A 17,659-nucleotide genomic window follows, 5' to 3' on the forward strand; every position below is an offset into this window, starting at 1 on the left:
GCATCGAGTTGTCTATTTCGTGGGCGCCTGCGCCGGTGTACCCCACTCGGATTTCCACGTTGTCCTCACACAGCGAATCGTAGTCGGCTTGGAGTATCCCTTGTCGGTGCGAAACTCAGTGTAGAAGCAGTACTGCTGCTCCGGCCACAGTCCACTAACTCGAAGCCGTACGGTTTTGGGCTGTGCATCATCGCGTGGCCCGAAGTGATACCAATTCCAGCACTCACCTGTGGCAGCTGCAGGCTGTTTGTGGTCTATGAAATCGTCATTCGGAACGGCTTGACCGTACACTCCTTGTAGCGCGACGGCGCTCTGATGGATGGGAATCGGATTAATCCAGGTTAATGTCAGGTCGATCCGACCCGGCACTTCCTGGCTGGGAGTGAAGACAAACCCCGCAAGGGGCGGTGCAGCCAGCTCCGATTGCTTGTCTAGCCGATCGTGTGCTTGGTCGAAGAGGCGTGCGCACTTAATAGCGTCGATCTGCGGCTCATCGCTAGGAAGGTCCTTAATCACGGTAAAGAGCAAAACAATGGATACCGTCAGGCATATACAGATGACGATCGCCTTTTGGCCTAGTTTTGCAGGTTGCACGAGCCAGTTGATCAAAGCACCTGCGGCGAGACCAAAGATCACTATGCCGATGTCGAGCCATGCAGTAGACGTCACCGAAACAGCATCCCACACTCGTTGACCAAAAAAGGGGGAAAGCAGAACCGGGCACCAAAGGTGCCCGGTATGCGCTACCGCTTCTTCTTGTCTTCGTCTCTGTTTGACACAAGCCCCATGAGCGCCATAGCGCAGGCGGCGAGGGGTATCCAGAAAGCCAAGACCAAGAAAACAACGCTTGGGTCGATCGACGGCTTCGCCAATGCTGCCCACAGAACGAGGAAGATCATCGCGACTATCAGCATCCCGAAGGGAGACCAACCCGTGGAACGTGAACGCATAACGCGTCTCCTTCATTGGAAACACCTAAACCGTAGGTCGCGGGTTCTGCCCAATGCAGGAGAACGGCATGCATTCCTTATTATATTTATGCATTAAACATAAAACTTGTCAATGGCTAACCCCTGACGCAGGGCTAAAGGCGGCAGGAAGAACGTGCGCCTTGTCGCGTAGGTCGTCTCCATCAAGGCCATGCCGGCCACGACCCATAGATTGGGTCTGTTCAGCGTGCCTGCGGGCGCTCCTGCTCAATGCCTATCCAACGAACCGGACGAGGGCCGTAGATGGTGACTCCTCGGAGGGTCTCCGACAACGCGAATAGGACTCCTCCGACTCACCGAGGAGTCCTCGCGCGAATGATCCGACCGACCTACTCGACGCCGGCTCCACCCTCAAGAACAAGCCCTTCAAGGCCATACCGTGTGACGTGATCCGGGTTGCCAAGATCGATCGTGCGCAGACCTTCGGCCGCCAGGCGCTGGTTCACCTCGTCCAAGTGCTCCTGGACGACCGTTCTCGGCGTCCGTCGTCCGCCCCTTGTGGGGCTTGCCCGCATGTTCCAGGCTGGCGTAGTTGATCCGCGCCTTCTCGCTCCCTGCCGGCCGAGCTTGTGAGGGGACGGCAGCTACAACGCGCTTGGCACTCTGCAGAACCTCCGCCATGGGGGTGTCCGCGGCCAGCTTGTTGAACGCTGCGACCTCCATGACGAACGTCTCGGGCTCATCTTCGCCTGGGTGATGCAGCTCGAACGACACCAAGTCGAGGGCGACTTCCTCGACACCCGTCAACTCCTCGGCCAGGGCTTCCAGCTCGACGGGGCCGCCATCGAGGTCGGGGTGCTCACGCACGACGATGCGGACGAGCTGGCTGTCGTCGTCCACGGTCTTGCCGCTGAGGTCGGAGAAGCGGATGAGTTTCTGGCCCATGAGATCACCTGTCGTTGGTGAGTGAGCGTCGAGGGCTGATTTTATCAGGGACGGCCCCAGATGTTATTGCCCCGGTCTACCCCGAGCCCCATTACGAAGACGTTGGTTGAGGTGTAGCGGCCTGTCCCCAGTCATCATTCCAAGGCGCCTTCTCACAGACTGGCCCCGCATTTACTGACGGATTGGGTAGTCCGTTGCCCCCATCTCTATCAGAGGAATTCACGGCGAAGCAGTAAGGCTCGTCCGCCCAAAGTCCATCAAAGAAGACGCCACGCGAGCCATCTATGGAGCTGCTGTAGTTCCGATTCCAGTGGCCGCACAATCCCGTAGTAGGGACTTTACGGCCGTCAAGGAAGTACGGAGAGTCTTCGGCGCTCCGCGTGCCGTAGCGACCGGTGATATCCAAAAGACCCTCGGTTGTCCGAGGGTCTACGTTCTTCCAGTGAATAGTAGCTGATACGTGACCAGCAACCGTCGATGACTGTTCCCAGGTAACCGTCAGGTCCTTTGGTGGGCGCAGTCGGCTCGAATCATCCTCGGCGGATGTTATGGGCGATAGGCTACACGTCGGCACGGAATCAGAGTCGTCATTGAATGGCCACCAGGATACGGAAAATGCGAATCCCAAATAGGTGAGAAGAAGGCCAGCGATACCGACGACTGTCCCGATCCACATATGTATTTTTTCGTTGGCCACGCACGCTCCCTGAGTTACGTCTTCATGAACTCGACTGGCGGGATAGTACCAGGCCCCCGGAGGTCCGGGGGCCGATTGCTACTTCTTCGTCATGACCAAGGCGTTCAGAGTGATCACGGCCGCTAGGCCCGCCAATCCCGCGATCGCCGCGTCGTTCGTGGAGTTGTGGGCCAAGGCCCGGCCGCCAAACCAGGCAGCGACTACACAAAGAATTGCGATCATGATGTGCAGCCAAAAGCGAATATTCACAACGTTCTCCTTCAACAAGGAGCCTTATGCCGTAGGCGGCGGGTTCTACCTGTTGCAGGCGAACGGTGTGACGGCGAAGTATATATTCGCCATCCTAAATTAAACATCTCTTGATCATTCTGTCAATAACCCCACCTCTTTGAGAGTTGCATTAAATCTGTAGTAGCTGCGGAATCAACTCCCTAATGTGAACCACCTTCACCATCTCTTGTTGTGGCGCTGGTAGCTTCCGAATGATGCGCCCCATCTCCGCCTTACGTCCTTCCTGCTTGACCACAAACACCACGTACGGGAAATACTCTTCTTGGCTGCTCTCGGCAGCCCGCCAGTATCCGGCAATTTTTTCGACAATCCGCACCGGCCGTTCAGTACCGAGGTCGATCTCTAAGAAGTAGCTTGCCGTCCGTTGCTGCGCGGGGAAGTCCAGCACAGTAAACAAGTCCGCCCGCACCGGTGGAACCGGGAGTTCTACCTCCCACCGCTTCACCACGAGCACGCCCGCTTTCTCCGCCCGCCGTAGTTCGAGATAGGTGTCGGCAATCATGAGGGCGTGGTCACTCACCACCACCGAGGGACGGCTCTCCACTTCGAGCAACGCCCGTCCATACCTCCCGAGCTGATACACGTAGGCACTCGTTCCCCCTTTATCCCCGTGAGCTCGACGTCCCACCCTTGCAAGGTAGCCCAGTCGCACCAAGCGGCGCATTACCGTGTTCGGGACGGAATGGGATCGGTCGGAAAAGAGGAGTTCACTTAGGTGCAATGAAGAGAGCTGGGTAAAGGTGCCAACTAGTTTCAGGATTTGGATGTCTCGGGGTGTTAGTTCCATGTGGTCAGGTTCCTATACAGTCACGCAGTGATAGAGGGGGACGTTTCCCCTGGTGGGAGGGAGTACAGGGGTAGGGCAACAACTGAGGCTGATCTACCCCTGTACTAGGTGGTTGCGCTGGGGCTGTGCTACGAGCCCACGCTTTCGACGTGTGGCCTTGAACGCCTCGCATTACTCGTTCCATGCCTTTCCGCCGAACTTTCGTTTCTTGGCCGCTGCTCGGGCCAGCGGCGGCGTCCCGCGCCGCCGTGTTATTTCTTCTTCCACCTCGACAACGGGTCTTCCATACGCTTTACGCGAAAGCTCCCGCACCTGATCTGCTAGTCCAGACGGATCACGCGGCGGCAAGGTGACGGCTGTCATCGGGGCACTGACGCCGGTTGCCGTGGCGAGCCGCATAATCACCTCGAAGCGCGCTTGGTTGGTGAAGTCGTCTTCGGCGACGCTCCGGCCAAACTGACGCGCAAACGATCTGGCCTCGTCGGCCGAGGTTTGGAACACCACCGTTGAGCGCGCGTTGTTCTGGGTGGCATCCTGCAATTCTTTGGTGAGCTGCCCGAGGAACTGATGCGCCACCGTCATTGCGAGGCCGAGAGAACGCGCTTGGGCGAACATGTCGGCGGGCGAGATCGGGAGGTTCAGGAAGTCCTGGAACTCGTCGAGGTAGAGCATCGTGGGCCGGGCAGGATTCGCCACGCCGCTCTGTACCGCACTCCAGATGGAGTTAAGCAGCAGACTGCCCAGCAGCCCCGCCGTCTCCTTCCCCTCGGTGGCACGGCCGAGATTGACGAGCAAGATCTTGTTCCCTCGGATCACCTCCCGCAGGTCGATAGTGCTGGAACTTTGCCCAATGATGTTTCGGATCGAGCGACGGTTGTTGAGCTGCCAGGTGCGATCCGAGAGGGGCTTGAAGTACAACTCTCTCTGCGGACGGGGTAGGGCGGTGATTTCCTGCCACCAGTGAGCCAACTCCTCGATGTGTGATACGCCTTGGATCAAGTCATCCGAGAACTGCTGTTGATTGGCCCTCGGTACGCTCAGCGCTCCCATGTCCGCGAAGGTCATCTGTCCGCGTGCGCCTTCGCTCATAAGAAGCGTCAGGATCAGGTGGTAGAACCCCTGACGAACGCGCACCCCTCGGGCATCTTGCGGATACAGGTGGTCGAAGAGGCGTTGGATGTCGGCGGCCACCACGTAAGGCGAGCCCTGCAAGATGTTGAAACCCACCGGATGATCCGTGTCAGTCACGTCCAAAAGCACGACGTCGTGAAGGCGCTTCTTTGGCACCCGTTCGAGCGCCGCTTGAAAGAGGTCGCCTTTGCTCTCGATCAGGATGACCCCGCGCCCAGCTTCCATGTCCTGAACAATCAAATTGCTCAATAGCGCCGTCTTGCCTGAACCAGTCGGTCCAACCACCTGGAGATGTTGCGCTGATTCGATCGCGTCAAGCGCCAGCAGCCGAGAGGCACCAGGGAAGTTGGAACGGGCCATCACGCGACCAGTGCTCAGAACCGCTCCTGTGGCGGGAAGATGACGCGTCCGACTTCGTGGCAGGCCCGCGATGTGAGGACGCCCAATTGGCCACGAGATGAGCGAGACGAGCTCTGTGGTCGAGAGCTTCGCCGGGTACAGAACTGAACCGCTTGCTCGCTTGATGCGCTCCATCAACCGGGCTGAGGTCACCAGGCGCTTCTTGAACCGGTTGTCCACGCTATGCACACTGGTGAGGCTGTCCCGGACGTTCATTAGCAGGCCGGCCGCGCGGCGAGGATCGGCGGCTTTTGCTGCCACCCGTAGTACGGCAATGAAGTTCGGTTCACTCAGCTTGGCACGACGGTCGGCGATCTCGTCCTTGTCGGCACCGCGCCCCCCTGAGAGAAGCTGACCAACCACGCTGTACCGACTCGTGCTGACCTCGTGCCCTTGCTTCGGAAGTGCTTCCTTGGCCGCTGGTCGCACTACCCACTGAACGAGCAACGCTTCGCCTCTCCCGAGGCTCTGCATGTTGGCGAGGACGCTGGTCGATAGTGCCTCTGCATCAGGGATGTTGAGGGTTCGGCTTGGGTTCGTCTGACCCAGCTCCACCGCGGTCGTCCACTGGTGCTCGGGTTCATCGTCCTCCGGCGTCACCGTCATACCGGGCACGAGCGAACGGAGCTGGGGGACGATGTAGGCGGCGCTCGCCTTCGGCACCCGGATTCGGTGCGTGATGCCGAGGTCTGTCGCCCAGGACTCGAACACCATGGTCGGGACGTTCAAGAGGTGCCCTGTCCCCGACCGAAGCGTTCCCGATACGGCGTTCAGCCACTTGGCTACCTCAGCGGCAGCCAGTTCAGCGGGGAAGGTCAGTCGGTACGACACTCGACTGTCGTCGGAGCTTCGCATGGTATTCCGTCCCAAAAAAATAGCGCTGGACAGCAGCGCAATGGCAGCAGAGATGGTGACGAAGGCTGAATAACTCATGCCTATCTATTTTCTCACATAGACATGCACATGAGGTGTGTAGTTTTTACCACCGCGTCATGCGGTGATAAATGAATCCCATGGCAACGACCACTGCCAGGCCGCCAATGAGGTATGGAATCAAAGGTTCAACCACCCACCACACCGCCTTGACGGCCAGTGCTCCAAGCAGCAGCGTGACGAGCCAGCTCCGAGCCTTCTCCACAGCAGAACCTCCCAGGTAGAACCCGCCGACCACCTCTCGTGGCCGGCGGGGAGTTGGAACCGAGGGATCAAGCGCTCCGGCCCCCGCCTCGTCATCGCATCTACCAAGGGGTGACGATGGCCACGAGAGAAGTGGCGGTCTTCCCCGACTGGTCGATCAGGACAACTGGACGGAGGTCGGAGCGAGGATTAGCGGGTTAGAACTCGTCGTCGTCCAACATGCGTCGACCAATACGACGGGCCGCTTGCATGTCGTACATCCGGTACCGAAGCGCCGTCTCGATCTGACGGTCGCGCTTCTTTCGCGCCGTGCGGATCAGGTACGGGACGACGTACCTCCTGTACCACTTGACGAAGCAGTAGAGCCCGAAGGTCACTACCGCCAAGACAATGAAGCCGGTCATCTTCTGTCTCCTCGGTTCTCTTTCACGGATCTGACGACCGCCCGCATATGGCGAGCGGCTTCACGCTTGCGCTCTCGTGCTTGGAGTCGCTGTTCTTCCGGTGACGGTGGCCGACGTGCCTCCGCCTCAGCTCTCGACCGTTTCCGCCCGTCGCTCCAACACACCAATGCAGCGATGCCGATAAGGACGGCCGGGAGAAGAAGCGTCCCGACGATGGATGCCAGCCAATCGGGCAGCATTACAGCCCCCGGCGGCGTCCGTAGTCGCGGATGTCCCTGCTCGTCGTTCGGGCATACTCCTGAGCAATGGGCACGATGAGGGCCGCGAGAAACGGGTCTTCACCTACCAAGTCCCGCGCCAGGTTGGCGATGTCCACCACGTCTTGCATGCCGTCTTCGGTGAACTGCTTGCGCAGGATCGCCTTGACCTCTTCGTGCTTGCCGGTTGCCATGAGCTGACCGATGTCCAGGTTGTGGCGGTGCACCAGCTCCCGCTCCTGGCGGCTGTGCCGCGCCGCTTCACGCCTCGGCCGCCGCTCCGGCAGACCGTCCCCGTCTCGACGCACGATGTCGCTTGCCATAAATATCTCGTCCTCTCTTTTCTGAGCTGACAACAAGCTTCTGTGGGTTGCCGTACGCTTGCCTAGACCAAAGATTTGTGCAAGCAAGCTAAACAACGGCAAGCAAACATGAACTGGATTCCTTATGAGTCGCGAAAGCAGAGAGCCCCTCAGTGAGGCTCACGTTCGACTCGGAAAACTGCTACGTGCAGCTCGACAAAGTTCCGGAGTGACAACCCGCAGTGTCGGCAGTTACAGCCCTGGCCACATCTCCAACATCGAGAATGGTTACACGGCACCGTCATCTGAGCTGGTCGACTACTACATAACGACCTTCGCCGCTGATTCACAGCGCCTACGCGCAGCATATTCGTCCATAAAGGCGGAAAGCGAGCTGCGGCGTCGTCAGCACCGCAATAGAAGCAGAGAAGTTATTGAACAACCTCCGGTGGTCACCGCCGACTCCCCGAAGGCAGATATCCGTGCAACCTATCGACTAACGAAACGTGAAGAGTCCTTCAGGATCGATGGCCGAGGTGTCATTGAAGAGCTCACCGCAATTATCACGGTCGTCCCAACACAGGCCACCGAGCCTCTCTATCTGGCAGAATATGTCTACCCCACTGATAGAAGGCACGGCGTCATGTCCGCTACTGCCGGAATGGGGTGCAGCCTGATCAGGCAGAACGAGTCAGATCGCGGGGTCTTGACCTTCGTTCTCAACCTCGACGAGTCCGTTGTCGCCGCAGATTTCTCCCGCGCCTTTTCCTATAAGGTGCAAGTCAATAGCACTCAATCAATGGAGCCAACCCTCTGGTATCACGACCTGCGAGAGCTGAGTTGGCATGGCCTCCGCGTCCAGTTCACACCCTCAAAACTACCTCGCAAGATCTGGTGGTTTAGAGATGTTGGCATGAACGCCATGAATTTCGATCCAGACGCCAATCAGATACTCCCGCTTAATGCAGCCGGGTTTTACTTCCTTGATTTCCACGATCTACGCGACGAGATTTCGGGCATTGCCTGGATATGGGAGGCGTGAGAAAATAAGTAGGTAAATATAAACGGAGAGATGTTATGCACGGTAACGATAACTAACGACCTATAGGAGTACGTTGGACGCTCAAAGAGCACCCGGCACCCAGGAGGAAGAGAACACCCCGCGACGGTCGCGGGGTGTTCTTCGTTTTTGACCCAAGACACCCCTGACGCAGCTACACGTCAGGGGTGTCTTACCGCCCACAGGAGGGGAGCCTGTGTTCTACGGGCGGCAGCTTGGAGGTTGTGTGGGCTCTCACAACGCTTGCAGCCCAGCCAGCAGCTTGCGGAGTAGATCCGGGTCGGGCAACGGCAGTTGGATGGTCGACGGCTTCGATGCACGCCGCGGGAGCGGTGGAACCCGTGCTTCAAGGGCCAGCTCGGCCCACACCACCTTGCCGCCGCTGCGCGGGTAGAAGTGGCCGATCTTCCTGGCGATGCAGCGCACGATGAACAAGCCTCGCCCGCCCTCAGTCTCGCCATCGGTGCCGGCTTCCGGTTGAAGCGGCCGTTCAAGTGACACGTCCCAGATCTGGATAGAGACGCCGTCACCGTGCGCCGTGATCCGAACGTTGATGAGCGGGACCTTCTCCAAGTCAGTCCAACTCGGGTTCGGCTTGATGACACCGGTTGCCTTGACTGCGTTGGTCACCAGCTCCGAGGTGACCAGCTCCGCCGCGTCGACTAGGTCGGGCAGCTCCCAGCACCGCAAGACGTGCCGGATGAACATACGCGAGCAGACCACCGCAGTCGGCAGGGCAGCGAGCTGGAGCGATGAAGGCTGTATGGCGCGCTGGTTCATCGGCTGCCGTTCACCCTGCTTTGGTGTTGCCGGATTCGCCGCGAGCACTGTTGATGTCACTGATGTTCCCCTCACTGCGGCGCTTTCTTGTCAGCTCGGCGCGCTCTTGAAGTGCGTCCGCCAAGACGACGAGGCGCTTTGCGAGGTGTTCTTGTTCTCTGTCCGTCAGTTCATCGGTGACAAGAGCCGTAGTGAAGGTTTCCGACTCATGAACCAGCGTGGCGAAGGTGAAGAGGATCGCTTGATCGAGGTCGTTCAGCATGAATCCGTCGTTTCATGCACGGCCGCACCGACTTGGAGTGCAACGGTTTCAACCATGAGGGCCTGGACTATCTGAGACTCGGCCATCTGCTCATAGGAGGGGACAACGATGTGTCGCGCCTCTGCCCGCCGTACCTCGTGCACGAGTTCGGTGAAGGCAGCTTGCGAACCCTCGTCGTACTCGTAGAAGACCGTCGTTAAGCAGAAGCCCTCGCGTTCGGCGAAGGCGGACATCTGCGTTTCCAGCAACCGGACTTCTAAGTCGTCCATCTCATCGGTGACGCGCATATAGCCATAGATCAGCGGCTTCATCTGCGCTCCCTCCCTCGCTTCCCGTACCGGGGGCGGCCCCATGGCGGCACCCCCGGTACGTGCTGGGCCACGCCCCGGTGACGAAACGGCGTGACATTACCGAGTAGAGCACTGTGATACCCGCTGTGCAAGACTACATATCGAATGAAACGAAGCATCATCCTCGAACGTTTATATGACATTGCGGTTCGGGGGGTCTGGTGCTTACATATCGGGTGTGAAGCGCATCCGATCTGAAGGAAGGTGGGGCGTGCGTGACTGGAGAGATCACAGGCTCGACGGTGCCGCGTAGGCAGCTCGGTCGGCACCTACGTGAGCTGCGCAACCAATGTCGGCTGACGGTCAAGGCCGCCGCTGCCAAGCTGGAGTGGTCGGAGCCGAAGATCTGGCGCATCGAAACGGGGCAAACCTCGCTGCGCAGCCTCGACGTTGAAGCTATGTGCAAGGTGTACGGCGCACCCGCTGACCTGGCCGAAGCACTGATGGGCTTGGCCAAAGAGACCAAGGGTCGCGGTTGGTGGCACGCCTACGGCGACGTGATCCCGGAGAGCTTCGACCTGTACATCGGCTTGGAGGAAGCAGCCGCCCACCTGAGCCAGTACAGCTCCGAGCTGGTTCCTGGCCTCTTCCAGACGGAGGACTACGCCCGCACGTTGATCCGGGAGGACAACCCCGGCGTTGACAGCGAGGAGATCGAACGGCGCGTTCACGTACGGATTGCTCGTCAAGCGCTACTGACCAGGGTGACGAGTCCGATTACCTTGAAGGTAGCGCTCAACGAGGCCGTACTCCGTCGGCCTGTCGGTGGCCGTGAAGTCATGGCCGCTCAACTGGAACGCCTGCTCCAACTGGTCGAGCTGCCGAACGTGAATATTCGCGTTGTGCACTACGGAGCGGGTCTGCACCATGGGCTCATGTCTGGGCCGTTCACAACGCTGGACTTTCCGACCAACGGGAACGGGCAGCCGACCGAGCCGCGCACGGTCTACGTAGACGGCTTCACCGGAGATCTCTACCTCGACAAGCCCAACGAGATCGAACGCTATGACACGGCGTTTCAAGCGATCTGGGCATCTGCCTTGGATGACAAGGACACACAGACCCTGATCTACAAAGCAGTAAAGGAGCTACGGCAGTGATGAGTTCAGAGCTGACGGGCGCTGTGTGGCGCAAGTCCAGCCGATCCGCGAACAATGGGCAGTGCGTTGAATTGGCGTTCTTGGACGACGGACGCGTTGCCATGCGCGACAGTAAGGACGCGGGTAACGGACCCGCACTTGTCTTCACTCCTGGCGAGTGGGCAGCGTTCGAGGGTGGCATGGAAGACGGCGAGTTCAAACGGCCGTAGGCTGCGCAAGATCCTCAACGAACCAGGTACCTCCGGCCGTTGCGACAGGTCGGGGGCAGTTGGCATGTCGGGACGGATGACGCCCTGTTCGCGCCCCCTCGCTGGGGCCGTACAGGGCGTTTGACCTGCTGATTTCGTCACCGCACCGGGACTGACCAGGGGTCGGGCAGGGCGGTACACTGGACTTGTCCGGCACATCGTTTGTGGTAGTGCTGCCCGAAGACCACACCGATCCGCCGCGCCAGCCTCGTCCGGTCCCGCGACGGGTCGATCCCCGCGACCCGCACCCGCCCGCCGCTGGGCATCAGGATGCCCGTCAGCATCTTGATGGTGGTGGACTTCCCGGCCCCGTTCGGCCCGATGTACCCGACCATCTCGCCGCGCGGCACCGAGAACGAGATCCCGTCGACCGCCCGCACTTGATGCCGCTCCCGCCGCCACCGCCCGGCCTTGCGGCGGACGTCGAAGACCTTCTCCACCGCGTCGAGTTCGATGTGCGCGCCGTTGCCGTCCACTGTCCCCACCATCCGCCCCTCAGCTTCCCGTGCTCCGGTACGACCGCAGACCCGTCCGCCACGCCAGCCCCGCCACCGCGCAGCACGCCACCGCCACCAGCGGTGACGCGAAGTCCAGCCACCCCGGCAGCGCCAGCGGATCGTCGCGGCCCAGGATCCGCAGCGCGGGCAGCCAGTTGACGAAGGCCAGCGGCACGATGAAGGTGACGCCGCGCACCAGGTCCTTGGCGAAGATCGACGGCGGGTACTGCAGCAGCGTGTTCCCGCCGTACGTGAAGGAGTTCTGCACCTCCGAGGCATCACCCGCCCAGAACTGGAAGGCCGCCCCGGCCACGAACACCGCCCCGAAGATCGCGCCTCCGCTGAGCAGCATCATCGGCATCATCAGCACCTTCAGCACCGTCCAGTCGATGTCGAGGCGGCTCAGCGACCAGCCCAGCACCAGCGAGCCCTGGGTGATCCGCCCCAGCCGCCGCAGCGCGAACCGGTCGGCGGCCACCTGCGCGAGCACCGGCACCGGGCGCAGCAGCAGTGTGTCCAGCGTGCCGTCCCGTACCCGGCGCCCGAGCCGGTCCATGCTGCCCATCGTCAGATCGGCCAGCCCGAACGCGGTGCTGGTCGTCCCGTACAGGAACGCCACCTCGGGAAGCGTGAACCCGCCCAGCGTCGTGACGTGCGAGAACATCAGCAGGATCGTGGCGAAGTCCAGTCCGGTGGTCGCGAAGTTCCCGAACGCGGTCATCAGGAACGACGCCCGGTACGCCATCGTCGACCGCACCCACATCGCGACGATCAGCCCGTACGCCCGCAGCCCGTCGACCACCCGGCGCTCGGGCGCGCTGTAGTCGACCGCTTCGAACCCGGCCGCTCCGAACCCACTGTCCTCGACCGCACCGAGCCCGGCCGCACCGCCGCCGGCCACCACCCGCTCGGCCGCTCCGCCCTCAGCCACCCTGCACCACCACCTTCCTGGTCGCCACGGACTGCAGCGCCCGCCCGGCCGCGAGCAGCGCCAGCGCCCAGCCGGCCTGGAAGGCGAACACCCGCAGCAGACCGGTGCCGGTGTGCCGGCCGAGGAAGACATCGGCGGGGATCTGCTGCAGCGCCGCCCACGGCAGGGCCCGCGCCAGCTCCCCCAGCCAGCCGGGGAACAGCGTCAGCGGCAGCAGCGCGCCGGAGAAGAACATGCTGGCCAGCCCGGCGATCTGGCTCACCCCGGCACCGTCGAGCAGCCAGAACGCGCTCAGCACGACGAGATAGCGCAGCGCGAAACTGACGACGACCCCCAGCGTCACCGACACCAGGAACAACAGCCAGGTCAGCGCGCTCGCGGGCAGCGTCAGCTCGAAGGCGAGCGCGCCGATCAGCATCGGGACGACGCCCCGCCCCAGCAGATGGAAGGCCGCCCGGCCCAGGTCGGTCGCGAGCCACCACACCTGCAGGTCGGCGGGCCGGTACAGATCGATCGCCACGTCCCCGGTACGGATCCGCTCGATCAACTCGTCCTGGAAACCGCCGCCCATCATCGCCGTGGTCATCAGCAGCGCCTGGCCCACCCACACATACGTCAGCGCCTGCGACCGGTCGTAGCCGCCCAGCCCCGGACGCGCGTCCCACAGCGCGATATAGGTGTAGGCGAGGATGAAACCGAAGACCGTGTTGGTGAAGACACCGGCGGCCGTCGCCACCCGGTACGTCGCGAACCGCCGGAATCCGCTCAGCGCGACCGCCGCGTACAGCCGGATGCCCCCCACTCCCCCACGTCCCCTCCGTCAGGGCCTGGTCCCGCACCCGCCGTTCGCGCCAAAGCTGCCGAGCTTAATCGCCCATCGGGAGGACCTGCCAATGGTTTTCCACCCTTTCGAGTGCACCGGATCAGCCATTCGGCCTGTCACAGCCCTGTCACGGGTGCGCGCCGTTGATCGCACAAGCACGGATGATGCGACAGTGTTCAACGGGGCGTACGTAACGATTGACCCAAGATGTTCCGTCGCGGACCAACCCCGGCGGCGGCGGAGGAGTCCTAACAGACATGAGCGACGAGCCGGAGCAGCAGAAAAGCAGTAACGCTTCGCCAGGCTGGGAGCCCCGACCGCCGGTCCTCAACCGGAGGGGACGGCCCAAGCGGACCGGCCTCGGCCGGCTCATCCCGACCTGGCGGATGGTGACCAGCACGGTCATCATCGTCCTGCTCATCCTCGTCGGCGGGTTCTTCATCGGCTACGCCCTGGTGCCGATCCCGAACCCCAACGCCGCCGCCACCGCGCAGAGCAACGTCTATTTCTACGCCGACGGCAAGACCGAACTGGCCCGCGACGGCGAGATCAACCGCGAGAGCGTCAGCCTCGCCCAGATCGCCAGGACCGCCCAGTACGCGGCGCTCTCCGCCGAGGACCGCGGCTTCTACCACGAGTCCGCCGTCAGCCCGAAAGCGATGATCCGCGCCGCCTGGAACACCGTCACCGGCAAGGGCAAACAGTCCGGCTCCACGATCACCCAGCAGTACGTGAAGAACTATTACCTCAACCAGGAGCAGACCGCACTTCGCAAGGTCAAGGAATTCTTCATCGCGATCAAACTCGACCGCAATGAGACCAAGGACGAAATCCTTGAGGGGTATCTGAACACCAGCTACTTCGGCCGCAACTCCTACGGCATCCAGGCCGCCTCCCAGGCCTACTTCAGCAAGGACGCCGACAAACTCACCACCGCCGAAGGCGCCTACCTCGCCACCCTCCTCAACGCGCCCAGCGAGTACGACGTCGTCGCCCACCCGCAGAACCTCCCCAAGGCCCAGGCCCGGTGGAACTACGTCCTCGACGGCATGGTGAAGGAAGGCTGGCTCAACGCCGCCGAACGCGCCGTCATCAAGTTCCCCACCCCCGGCAAGCCCAAGCCCGCCGCCAGCAAGACCGGCCAGCGCGGCTACCTCATCGAGGCCGTCAACGACTACCTCGACGACAACAACATCATCGACGCGGAAACCCTGCGCGCCGGCGGCTACCGGATCGTCACCACGATCCAGAAGGACAAGGAGGACGCCTTCGTCGCCGCCACCAAGAAGAAGGTCTACGACAAGCTCGGCACCACCAAGGCCGACAGCTACGTCCGCGCCGGCGGCGCCTCCATCGACCCCGCCACCGGCAAGGTCGTCGCCATGTACGGCGGCATCGACTACACCAAGCAGTACGTCAACAACGCCACCCGGAGCGACTACCAGGTCGGCTCGACGTTCAAGCCCTACATCTTCGCCTCCGCCGTCCAGAACAACTCCCAGACGCAGGACGGCCGCACGATCACCCCGCGCACCATCTACGACGGCGACAACCGCCGCCCGGTGATCGGCCCCAACGGCCCCGTCGGCTACGCGCCGCCCAACGAGGACCAGCGGGACTACGGCGACATCACCGTCACCAAGGCCATGGACAACTCGGTCAACGCTGTCTACGCGCAGATGGCCCAGGACGTCGGTCCCGACAACGTCGTCAACACCGTGCACGCGCTGGGCCTGCCGGCCACCAAAACGCTCAACGCCTTTCCCTCGATGGCGCTCGGCACCATGGAGGCCAGCCCCCTCGCCATGGCCCAGGGCTACGCGACCCTCGCCAACCACGGCAAGTACATCCCGTACACCCTCGTCGAGAAGATCACCAAGGACGGCGGCGACCTCAGTCTCCCCAAGCGCGACGCCAAGCAGGCCGTCTCCCGCGAGGCCGCCGACACCACCACCTCCATCCTGCAGAGCGTCGTCGACGGCGGCACCGCCTCCGTCGCCCAGGAGTCCGGCCGGACCTCCGCCGCCAAGACCGGCACCATCGACGACGACAAAGCCGCCTGGTTCGCCGGCTACACCCCGAACCTCGTCACCGTCGTCGCCGTGATGGGCCAGAACTCCGACACCGGCAAACTCGAATCGCTCAACGGCGCACTCGGAGTACCCCGCGTCAACGGCGGCGGCGCGCCCGGCGAGGTCTGGGCCGCCTACACCGAGGCCGCCCTCAGCGGCACCGAGGACATCGACTTCGACCTCGAACTGCAGGACGGCGCCACCGCCCCGACCGAGGCCCCCAGCACACCGCCCACGTCAGCGACACCGTCGGAGACCCCGTCGCAGACGCCCTCCCGGACCCCGTCGCAGACACCGTCCCAGACCCCGTCCGAGACGCCGTCGGAAACCCCGACGGAAACCCCCACCGAGACCCCGCCCGAGACCAGCGGACCCCCGACCCTGCTGCCCAGCGGCGGAGCGGTCGGCGGAGGCGGCGGGAACGGCGGGGGCGGCGGCCCGGACGGGGGCTAGGCCCAGGCCGGGGTCAGTGGCCCGAAGTGGCCTTCAGGCCCACGACAGCCACCAGCAGCAGACAGATGAAGAAGATCCGGGCGGCGGTCGCCGGCTCACCCAGCACCACCATGCCCAGGACCGCCGCCCCGGCAGCACCGATGCCCACCCACACGCCGTACGCCGTACCGATCGGCAGCGTCTTCGCCGCCTGCGCCAGCAGCACCATGCTCACCACGATGCCCGCGCCCGTGAACACACTCGGCCACAGCCGGGTGAACCCCTCGGTGTACTTCATACCGATCGACCAGGCGACCTCGACCAGACCCGCGACGCACAAAAGGACCCATGCCATGACGGCACCTCCATGGTTACTTGCTTCCAGGGGGTGCGTCGTCTTTGCATGGGTCCCGGTACGGCGCGTCTCGTCGGGCTCTCTCCGACCATAGCAAACTACAGATAAAGGCCCGTGGAGTCCTCCGACCCCTGCAGCCGCTCCGCCGCGACCGCGTGCAGATCCCGCTCGCGCATCAGCACGTACGCGACACCCCGCACCTCGACCTCGGCCCGGTCCTCCGGGTCGTACAGCACCCGGTCCCCGACCTCCACGGTCCGCACGTTCTGGCCCACCGCGACCACCGCGGCCCACGCCAGCCGCCGGCCCACCGCGGCCGTGGCGGGGATGAGGATGCCGCCACCCGAGCGGCGCTCCCCCTCGGAACCTTCGGCCCTGACCAGCACCCGGTCATGCAGCATCCGGATGGGCAGCTTGTCGTGCTCATTCTTGGAACTCACGGCGACGACGTTACCGGCGACGCCGGCGGACCGAGAGCCCGGCCACCACGGCGACCAGCGCCACCACCGGCACCGCCACCGGCACCACCCGGTCCACCCGCAGCACACCGTCCTCGGACACGAAGTGCCCGCGCGCGTCACTCACCACGCGATTCACCCCCACGAAGGCCCGGCCCGCCGTGCGGTCCACCGCGGAGAAGGCCTTCGCCTTCATGTCCCGCGCGACCGTACTCGGATGCACCCTTACCGCGATCTCGTCCAGCGTCGCGGCCAGATCCTGCCGCCTACGGGAGATCTCCGCCTCAATCTGAGCGGGAGTCCTGCCTTCCGACACCGCACTGCCTCCAACGCCTAGACCGGTACCGTGACGGACAGTCTGTCAGCCCGACGCGGACCGCGCCCCGTCGGCACCCCGTTTGCGTACCCGGGAGTACCCCGCGTGTACCGCGTAAGGAGCCACCACCCATGACCGAACGCCTCCAGCCCGGCGACACCGCCCCCGCCTTCACCCTCCCGGACGCCGACGGAAAGCCCGTCTCCCTCGCCGACCACGCGGGCCGCAAAGTCATCGTGTACTTCTACCCGGCCGCCCTCACCCCCGGCTGCACCAAGCAGGCCTGCGACTTCACCGACAACCTCGACCTGCTCGCCGCCGCCGGCTACGACGTGATCGGCGTCTCCCCCGACAAGCCCGAGAAGCTCGCCAAGTTCCGCGAAAAGGAAAACCTCAAGGTCACCCTGGTGGGCGATCCCGACAAGAAGGTCCTCGAGGCCTACGCCGCCTTCGGCGAGAAGAAGCTCTACGGCAAGACCGTCACCGGCGTCATCCGCTCCACCGTCATCGTCGGCGCCGACGGCAAGGTCGAACACGCCTTCTACAACGTCAAGGCCACCGGCCACGTCGCCAAGCTCATCAAGGACCTCAAGGTCTGAGCAGACCAGCGGCGGAGTGACCAAAGTCCCGGAGAACGGGGCTTTGGTCTACTGCCGCACCCATCGCGCAGAAGACCCCCTCGGACGAGAACCATCG

The 17,659-nt window shown here is 62.8% G+C and carries 20 protein-coding genes, 1 pseudogene and 1 riboswitch; of the genes and pseudogenes, 6 read left to right on the plus strand and 15 right to left on the minus strand.

Going from position 1 to position 17,659, the window contains the following annotated elements; genetic code table 11:
• Positions 1-12: 12 nt before the first annotated feature.
• Together G3I60_RS20130 and G3I60_RS20135 are read right to left on the minus strand one after the other, a co-directional pair.
• On the minus strand, positions 13-966 hold the full coding sequence (locus G3I60_RS20130) for a hypothetical protein (RefSeq protein WP_164607574.1): 954 nt from the start codon (positions 964-966) through the stop codon (positions 13-15).
• A gap of 389 nt (positions 967-1,355) precedes the next feature.
• The gene (locus G3I60_RS20135) at positions 1,356-1,874 is read right to left on the minus strand and encodes a hypothetical protein (protein WP_164607576.1); all 519 of its coding nucleotides are present in this window, start codon (positions 1,872-1,874) and stop codon (positions 1,356-1,358) included.
• Between the two features lie 788 nt (positions 1,875-2,662).
• Between G3I60_RS20135 and G3I60_RS20140 the strand changes: the two genes are divergently transcribed.
• On the plus strand, positions 2,663-2,923 hold the full coding sequence (locus G3I60_RS20140) for a hypothetical protein (RefSeq protein WP_164607578.1): 261 nt from the start codon (positions 2,663-2,665) through the stop codon (positions 2,921-2,923).
• Between the two features lie 48 nt (positions 2,924-2,971).
• Here G3I60_RS20140 and G3I60_RS20145 read toward each other — a convergent pair whose 3' ends face one another.
• The 4 genes from G3I60_RS20145 to G3I60_RS20160 form a co-directional block, all read right to left on the minus strand.
• Complete coding sequence (locus G3I60_RS20145; protein ID WP_164607580.1) at positions 2,972-3,649, minus strand: replication-relaxation family protein; 678 nt, start codon at positions 3,647-3,649, stop codon at positions 2,972-2,974.
• Between the two features lie 171 nt (positions 3,650-3,820).
• Positions 3,821-6,112: a type IV secretory system conjugative DNA transfer family protein gene (locus G3I60_RS20150; protein ID WP_164607582.1), complete on the minus strand. Its 2,292-nt coding sequence runs from the start codon at positions 6,110-6,112 to the stop codon at positions 3,821-3,823.
• Positions 6,113-6,513: 401 nt separating this feature from the next.
• Positions 6,514-6,720 (minus strand): hypothetical protein, encoded by a 207-nt coding sequence (locus G3I60_RS20155; protein ID WP_164607584.1) that lies wholly within the window; start codon positions 6,718-6,720, stop codon positions 6,514-6,516.
• A gap of 238 nt (positions 6,721-6,958) precedes the next feature.
• Positions 6,959-7,300, minus strand: a complete 342-nt coding sequence (locus G3I60_RS20160) for a hypothetical protein (protein WP_164607586.1) — start codon at positions 7,298-7,300, stop codon at positions 6,959-6,961.
• A gap of 208 nt (positions 7,301-7,508) precedes the next feature.
• Between G3I60_RS20160 and G3I60_RS20165 the strand changes: the two genes are divergently transcribed.
• A complete protein-coding gene (locus tag G3I60_RS20165; protein WP_164607589.1) occupies positions 7,509-8,321 on the plus strand; it encodes a hypothetical protein in 813 nt (270 codons plus the stop codon).
• Positions 8,322-8,573: 252 nt separating this feature from the next.
• On the opposite strand, the gene G3I60_RS20170 is transcribed toward G3I60_RS20165, so the two are convergent.
• Genes G3I60_RS20170 through G3I60_RS20180 form a run of 3 tightly spaced genes read right to left on the minus strand, consistent with a single transcriptional unit; the run spans position 8,574 to position 9,692 of the window.
• Positions 8,574-9,119, minus strand: a complete 546-nt coding sequence (locus G3I60_RS20170) for an ATP-binding protein (protein WP_164607590.1) — start codon at positions 9,117-9,119, stop codon at positions 8,574-8,576.
• 10 nt (positions 9,120-9,129) lie between these two features.
• The gene (locus tag G3I60_RS20175) at positions 9,130-9,381 is read right to left on the minus strand and encodes a hypothetical protein (protein ID WP_164607591.1); all 252 of its coding nucleotides are present in this window, start codon (positions 9,379-9,381) and stop codon (positions 9,130-9,132) included.
• Complete coding sequence (locus G3I60_RS20180; protein WP_164607592.1) at positions 9,375-9,692, minus strand: recombinase family protein; 318 nt, start codon at positions 9,690-9,692, stop codon at positions 9,375-9,377. Before G3I60_RS20180 ends, G3I60_RS20175 begins: the two co-directional genes overlap by 7 nt.
• A 254-nt stretch (positions 9,693-9,946) precedes the next feature.
• Between G3I60_RS20180 and G3I60_RS20185 the strand changes: the two genes are divergently transcribed.
• Positions 9,947-10,831 (plus strand): helix-turn-helix transcriptional regulator, encoded by an 885-nt coding sequence (locus G3I60_RS20185; RefSeq protein WP_164607593.1) that lies wholly within the window; start codon positions 9,947-9,949, stop codon positions 10,829-10,831.
• Positions 10,831-11,040 carry a DUF397 domain-containing protein gene (locus G3I60_RS20190; RefSeq protein WP_164607594.1) on the plus strand — a complete coding sequence of 70 codons (210 nt, stop codon included), beginning with the start codon at positions 10,831-10,833 and terminating at the stop codon, positions 11,038-11,040. Before G3I60_RS20185 ends, G3I60_RS20190 begins: the two co-directional genes overlap by 1 nt.
• Positions 11,041-11,252: 212 nt before the next feature.
• Here G3I60_RS20190 and G3I60_RS20195 read toward each other — a convergent pair.
• The 3 genes and pseudogenes from G3I60_RS20195 to G3I60_RS20205 all read right to left on the minus strand — a co-directional run.
• Positions 11,253-11,567: pseudogene (locus tag G3I60_RS20195) on the minus strand (ATP-binding cassette domain-containing protein); the annotation flags it as partial.
• 7 nt (positions 11,568-11,574) lie between these two features.
• Positions 11,575-12,339, minus strand: coding sequence for an ABC transporter permease (locus G3I60_RS20200; RefSeq protein WP_164295480.1), 765 nt, complete (start codon positions 12,337-12,339; stop codon positions 11,575-11,577).
• Between the two features lie 160 nt (positions 12,340-12,499).
• The gene (locus G3I60_RS20205; protein WP_138356629.1) at positions 12,500-13,300 is read right to left on the minus strand and encodes an ABC-2 family transporter protein; all 801 of its coding nucleotides are present in this window, start codon (positions 13,298-13,300) and stop codon (positions 12,500-12,502) included.
• 287 nt (positions 13,301-13,587) lie between these two features.
• Between G3I60_RS20205 and G3I60_RS20210 the strand changes: the two genes are divergently transcribed.
• Positions 13,588-15,855 carry a transglycosylase domain-containing protein gene (locus G3I60_RS20210; RefSeq protein WP_164295458.1) on the plus strand — a complete coding sequence of 756 codons (2,268 nt, stop codon included), beginning with the start codon at positions 13,588-13,590 and terminating at the stop codon, positions 15,853-15,855.
• 13 nt (positions 15,856-15,868) lie between these two features.
• Here the strand turns inward: G3I60_RS20210 and G3I60_RS20215 are convergent, their stop codons facing one another.
• From G3I60_RS20215 to G3I60_RS20225, 3 genes are all read right to left on the minus strand, one after another.
• The gene (locus G3I60_RS20215) at positions 15,869-16,189 is read right to left on the minus strand and encodes a multidrug efflux SMR transporter (RefSeq protein WP_138356615.1); all 321 of its coding nucleotides are present in this window, start codon (positions 16,187-16,189) and stop codon (positions 15,869-15,871) included.
• Positions 16,190-16,221: 32 nt separating this feature from the next.
• Positions 16,222-16,291: riboswitch (guanidine-III (ykkC-III) riboswitch) on the minus strand.
• Positions 16,288-16,590 carry a co-chaperone GroES gene (locus G3I60_RS20220; RefSeq protein WP_138356628.1) on the minus strand — a complete coding sequence of 101 codons (303 nt, stop codon included), beginning with the start codon at positions 16,588-16,590 and terminating at the stop codon, positions 16,288-16,290. It overlaps the preceding riboswitch by 4 nt.
• 49 nt (positions 16,591-16,639) lie before the next feature.
• Complete coding sequence (locus G3I60_RS20225; RefSeq protein WP_164607596.1) at positions 16,640-16,963, minus strand: DUF3618 domain-containing protein; 324 nt, start codon at positions 16,961-16,963, stop codon at positions 16,640-16,642.
• Between the two features lie 131 nt (positions 16,964-17,094).
• On the opposite strand from G3I60_RS20225, the gene bcp reads away from it, so the two are divergent.
• Positions 17,095-17,562, plus strand: coding sequence for a thioredoxin-dependent thiol peroxidase (gene bcp, locus G3I60_RS20230; RefSeq protein ID WP_138356613.1), 468 nt, complete (start codon positions 17,095-17,097; stop codon positions 17,560-17,562).
• Positions 17,563-17,659 lie beyond the last annotated feature (97 nt).

It is taken from the genome of Streptomyces sp. SID13666 (genome assembly GCF_010548325.1).
GTDB classification, from domain to species: Bacteria; Actinomycetota; Actinomycetes; order Streptomycetales; family Streptomycetaceae; genus Actinacidiphila; species Actinacidiphila fildesensis.